General features: G+C 75.7%; 4 protein-coding genes. 2 read left to right on the plus strand and 2 right to left on the minus strand.

Annotation, left to right across the window (positions count from 1 at the left end; all coding sequences use genetic code 11):
• Together GTW43_RS26770 and GTW43_RS26775 are read right to left on the minus strand one after the other, a co-directional pair.
• The coding region (locus tag GTW43_RS26770; RefSeq protein WP_202501971.1) for an acyl-CoA thioesterase domain-containing protein at nucleotides 1-567 on the minus strand (567 nt) is incomplete at its 3' end.
• A gap of 125 nt (nucleotides 568-692) precedes the next feature.
• Complete coding sequence (locus tag GTW43_RS26775) at nucleotides 693-2,342, minus strand: IclR family transcriptional regulator C-terminal domain-containing protein (RefSeq protein WP_161304539.1); 1,650 nt, start codon at nucleotides 2,340-2,342, stop codon at nucleotides 693-695.
• 137 nt (nucleotides 2,343-2,479) lie between these two features.
• On the opposite strand from GTW43_RS26775, the gene GTW43_RS26780 reads away from it, so the two are divergent.
• Nucleotides 2,480-3,235 carry a CoA transferase subunit A gene (locus tag GTW43_RS26780; RefSeq protein WP_161304540.1) on the plus strand — a complete coding sequence of 252 codons (756 nt, stop codon included), beginning with the start codon at nucleotides 2,480-2,482 and terminating at the stop codon, nucleotides 3,233-3,235.
• The gene (locus tag GTW43_RS26785; protein ID WP_161304541.1) at nucleotides 3,235-3,891 is read left to right on the plus strand and encodes a CoA transferase subunit B; all 657 of its coding nucleotides are present in this window, start codon (nucleotides 3,235-3,237) and stop codon (nucleotides 3,889-3,891) included. The genes GTW43_RS26780 and GTW43_RS26785 overlap by 1 nt, the downstream gene beginning before the upstream one ends.
• Nucleotides 3,892-4,070: the final 179 nt, after the last annotated feature.

Here is a 4,070-nt window from a genome sequence, read left to right on the forward strand (position 1 = left end):
GGAGTGCGGGGCGGCGCGCGGCACCTCCCGGTACTCCAGGGAGGTGCGCAGCGGGTGGTCGGTGGGGCGGAACGCCCAGCCGTCGTCGAGCGCGTCGGGGCCGGGCACGTCGGGCATGCCGGGCTGGCGCCAACCGCCGTCCGGTTGCGGCCGTTTGAAGGACACGCTCATCGTGAGTGCCTCCTTGCCGCCCTGTCGCGCGGTGACCTGCCGCATCGAGTAGCCGGTCCCGTCGCGCACGTGGTCGACGGCGTAGCGGGCCGGGCGGGTGGGCGCGAGCGGGCGCAGGAAGTAGGCGTGCAGGGAGTGCACCCGGCGCTCGTCCGGGTCGACGGTGTGCTGGGCGGCGGCGAGCGCCTGGGCCAGGGCCGCCCCGCCGTAGCCGCGCTCGCGGGCGCGGCCGGGGTGGCAGTACCCCTCGAAGAGCGTGGCGTCCCGCGGACCGTCGGCCACGGGCCGGACGCCGACGTGCTCCCCCTTGCCCAGGGCGCCGAGCGCGCGCGGCGGCAGAGCGTCGTCGGGCCGGTCGTCGGGCCGGGAGGAGCGGTGCGGAGCGTGACGGAACATTCGTCGAGACTCGGGCCTGCGTGCCGTCGTGTCCAGCCCGTCCGTCCGCATCGTGATCGACCCGGTGAAGCCGTCGGCGTGATCGACCCGGTGAAGCCGTCGGCGTGATCCACTCGGTGAAGCCGTCAGCGCGGCCCCGCTCCCGCCTGCGCGGCGAGGACCGCGGCCGCGTCCGCGGAGATGGCTGCGGCGGTCGCGCGCAGGGCGGGCAGGATCGCCGTCCTGGCCTCCTCGGCGGACGTGCGGCCCGAGTGCAGCGCCACGTTGACCGCGGCGACCGTCTCCCCGCGGGCGCCGCGCACGGGGACCGCGATCGAGCACAGGCCCTGCTCCAGCTCCTGGTCCACCACCGCGTACCCGTCGGCCGCCACCCCGTCGATGATCCGCTCGAGCGCGTCCCGTCCCGTGACCGTGTACGGGGTCAGGGGCGCGAGGTCGGCCGCGGACAGCCGGGCCGCGCGCTCGCCGGCCGGGAGCCCGGCGAGCAGGACCCGGCCCATCGACGTGGCCCGGGCGGGGAAGCGGGTCCCCTCGGTGATGTCGACGCTCATGATGCGGCCGGCGGCGACCCGGCTCACGTACCGGATGTCCGGGCCGTCGAGGACCGCGACGGAGGCCGACTCGTGCACCTGCCGGACGAGGGCCGCGAGGTGCGGCCGGGCGATGTCGCCGAGCGGGAGGCCCGACAGCAGGGGATAGCCGAGGTCGAGGACCGCGGGCAGCAGGCTGAAGGTACCGTCGGCGGAGGTGGCGTAGCCGAGCTGTTCCAGGGTGAGCAGGGAGCGGCGGGCCGTGGCGCGGGCCAGTCCGGTGGCCTGTGCGACGGCGGAGAGGGTCAGGCCGGGGGCGGCGCCGAGCGCGGTCAGCACGGCGAGCCCCCGGGCGAGCGACTGGAGGTACTCGGGGCCGAGCTCCCGCTTGGCCTGCGCCGTCGGGTCCGTCGCCGGGGCGCCGGGGTCGCCCTGATCGGACGGGGCCGAGGCGGCGGGCGGCGCGGCCAGCGCCTGCGTCATGCGGGCGGCGGTGTCCCGCAGCGGCTCCAGCGCGTACGCGCGCAGTCCCTCGGCGGTGTGCCGGCTGGTGTGGCTGACCGCGCTGAGCGCACACACGGTACGGCCCGTGGCGTCCCGCACCGGCACGGCGACGGCGACCAGGCCGGGCTCGACGAGCTGGTCGTCGGCGGACCAGCCGCGTCCGGCCGCCTCCGCGGCGAGGGCGCGCAGCCGGTCGTCGTCGATCCGCGGCCGGTAGGCGCCGGGGAGCGCCGGGAAGTCCCGCGGCGGCCGTGACCACCGCGCCGCGAACCGCTCCTGGGGCCACTCGGCGGCGAACAGCGCGCCCGGGGCGCAGCGGTCGGCGGGCAGAGCGTCGCCGACGCGGAACGACGCGGCCAGCGCGCGACGCCGGGTGTGCTGCACGACGAAGCGGACCGCGTCGGCGTCGGGAACCGCGACCGAGACCGACTCGTCGAGCCGGTCCGCGAGCGCCGCGGCGAGCGGGCCGACGGCGGCGGGCACCCCGCAGGCCCGCAGATAGGCGGCACCGAGGTGCAACAGGCGCGGGGCCAGGACGAGTTCGCGGTCCTCGTCCCGCAGATACCCGAGGTGGACCAGCGTCGCGGCGATGCGGTCGACGGTCGAACGGGCCAGGCCGGTCTCCTTGGCGAGCGCGCCGGCCGTCAGCCTCCCCTGCGGGGAGCGGGACAGCACGCGCAGCACGCCGAGCCCCCGCTCCAGGGGGCCCACCGGCGCTGCGGCCGCAGCGGTGCGCGGCATTCGTCCTCCTCGATCGCACGGCCGACCCGTTGACAAGGGCACGGGCCGGATGGAAACTCGCCCCGTCGCCGTTTGTGAACTTTAGTTCACCAGGCGAACACATGCAACATCACGCGTCGACGATCGGACGGACGGCAATGGACAAGGTGGTGCGCTCGGCCGAGGAGGCCGTCGCCGACATCGGTGACGGCGCGTCTCTGGCCGTCGGCGGCTTCGGACTCAGCGGGGTCCCGAACGTCCTCATCGCGGCCCTGCACCGGCAGGGCGCACGCGGCCTGCGGGTCGTCTCCAACAACTGCGGGGTGGACGACGGCGGTCTCGGCACGCTCCTCGCGGCTCGCCGCATCGCCCGGGTCGTCGGCTCGTACGTCGGGGAGAACAAGGAGTTCGCCCGCCAGTACCTCTCCGGCGAGCTGGAGCTCGAACTCACCCCGCAGGGCACCCTCGCCGAGCGGCTGCGCGCGGGCGGCGCCGGGATCCCCGCCTTCTTCACCCCGGCCGGTGTGGGCACGCCGGTCGCCGAGGGCGGCCTGCCCTGGCGGTACGCCGCCGACGGCAGCGTGGCCGTCGCCTCGCCGCCCAAGGAGGTGCGCACGTTCGACGGGCGCCCCTACCTGATGGAGCGCGGCATCACCACCGACTTCGCCCTCGTCCGCGCGGCCCGCGGCGACCGCCACGGAAACCTGGTCTTCGCCAAGGCGGCACGCAACTTCAACCCGCTCGCCGCGACGGCCGGGCGCGTCACGATCGCCGAGGTCGAGGAGCTCGTGGAGCCGGGCCGGATCGCACCCGACGAGGTGCACCTGCCCGGCGTCTTCGTGCACCGCGTGCTGGAGCTGACCCCCGAACAGGCCGCCGACAAGGGCGTGGAGAAGAGGACGGTGCGCGGCTGATGCCCTGGACCCGGGACGAGATGGCCGCCCGCGCGGCCCGCGAACTGCCCGACGGCGCGTACGTCAACCTGGGCATCGGACTGCCCACGCGGATCCCGAACCACCTCCCCGCCGGCGTCGACGTCGTCCTGCAGTCGGAGAACGGGTTGCTGGGCGTGGGCCCCTACCCGGCCGAGGACGAGGTCGACCCCGACCTGATCAACGCGGGCAAGGAGACCGTCACCGCGCGGCCGGGCGCCGCCTTCTTCGACTCGGCGCTGTCCTTCGGCATGATCCGCGGCGGCCACATCGACATCGCCGTCCTCGGCGCGATGCAGGTGTCGGCGCACGGCGACCTCGCCAACTGGGCCGTGCCCGGCAAGATGATCAAGGGGATGGGCGGGGCGATGGACCTCGTGCACGGCACCCGCCGCGTCCTCGTGCTCATGGAGCACAACGCGAAGGACGGCTCTCCGAAACTCGTGGAGGCCTGCACGCTGCCGCTCACCGGCCGCGGCTGTGTGCACCGGATCGTCACCGACCTCGCCGTCCTCGACGTCACCGGCCAGGGCCTGCGCCTGGCAGAACTGGCGCCGGGCGTCACCCTCGACGAGGTCCGGCGCCGCACCGGCACCGCGGTGCTCGGCGCCGACACCCCCGCGGACTCCGTCCGGTGAACGGGCACCGTCCACGGAACCCGACGCCCCCTACCGATACGGGCCGGTCACCGGCCCCCGTCCTGGAGCGCTGACATGACCGACCTTCATCTGCCCCGCCGGTCCGCCGTCCTGGACCAGGCGGCCGTGGACGCCGAGATGGCCGCGGTCCGCCCCGGCGGAGCCGTCCACCCCGACCG

This window comes from Streptomyces sp. SID5785 (assembly GCF_009870065.1).
GTDB lineage: Bacteria > Actinomycetota > Actinomycetes > Streptomycetales > Streptomycetaceae > Streptomyces.

Coding starts and splice junctions, on each gene's coding strand:
- GTW43_RS26775 (WP_161304539.1), bottom strand. CDS start 2,342: ATGCCGCGCACCGCTGCGGCCGCAGCGCCGGTGGGCCCCCTGGAGCGG.
- GTW43_RS26780 (WP_161304540.1), top strand. CDS start 2,480: ATGGACAAGGTGGTGCGCTCGGCCGAGGAGGCCGTCGCCGACATCGGT.
- GTW43_RS26785 (WP_161304541.1), top strand. CDS start 3,235: ATGCCCTGGACCCGGGACGAGATGGCCGCCCGCGCGGCCCGCGAACTG.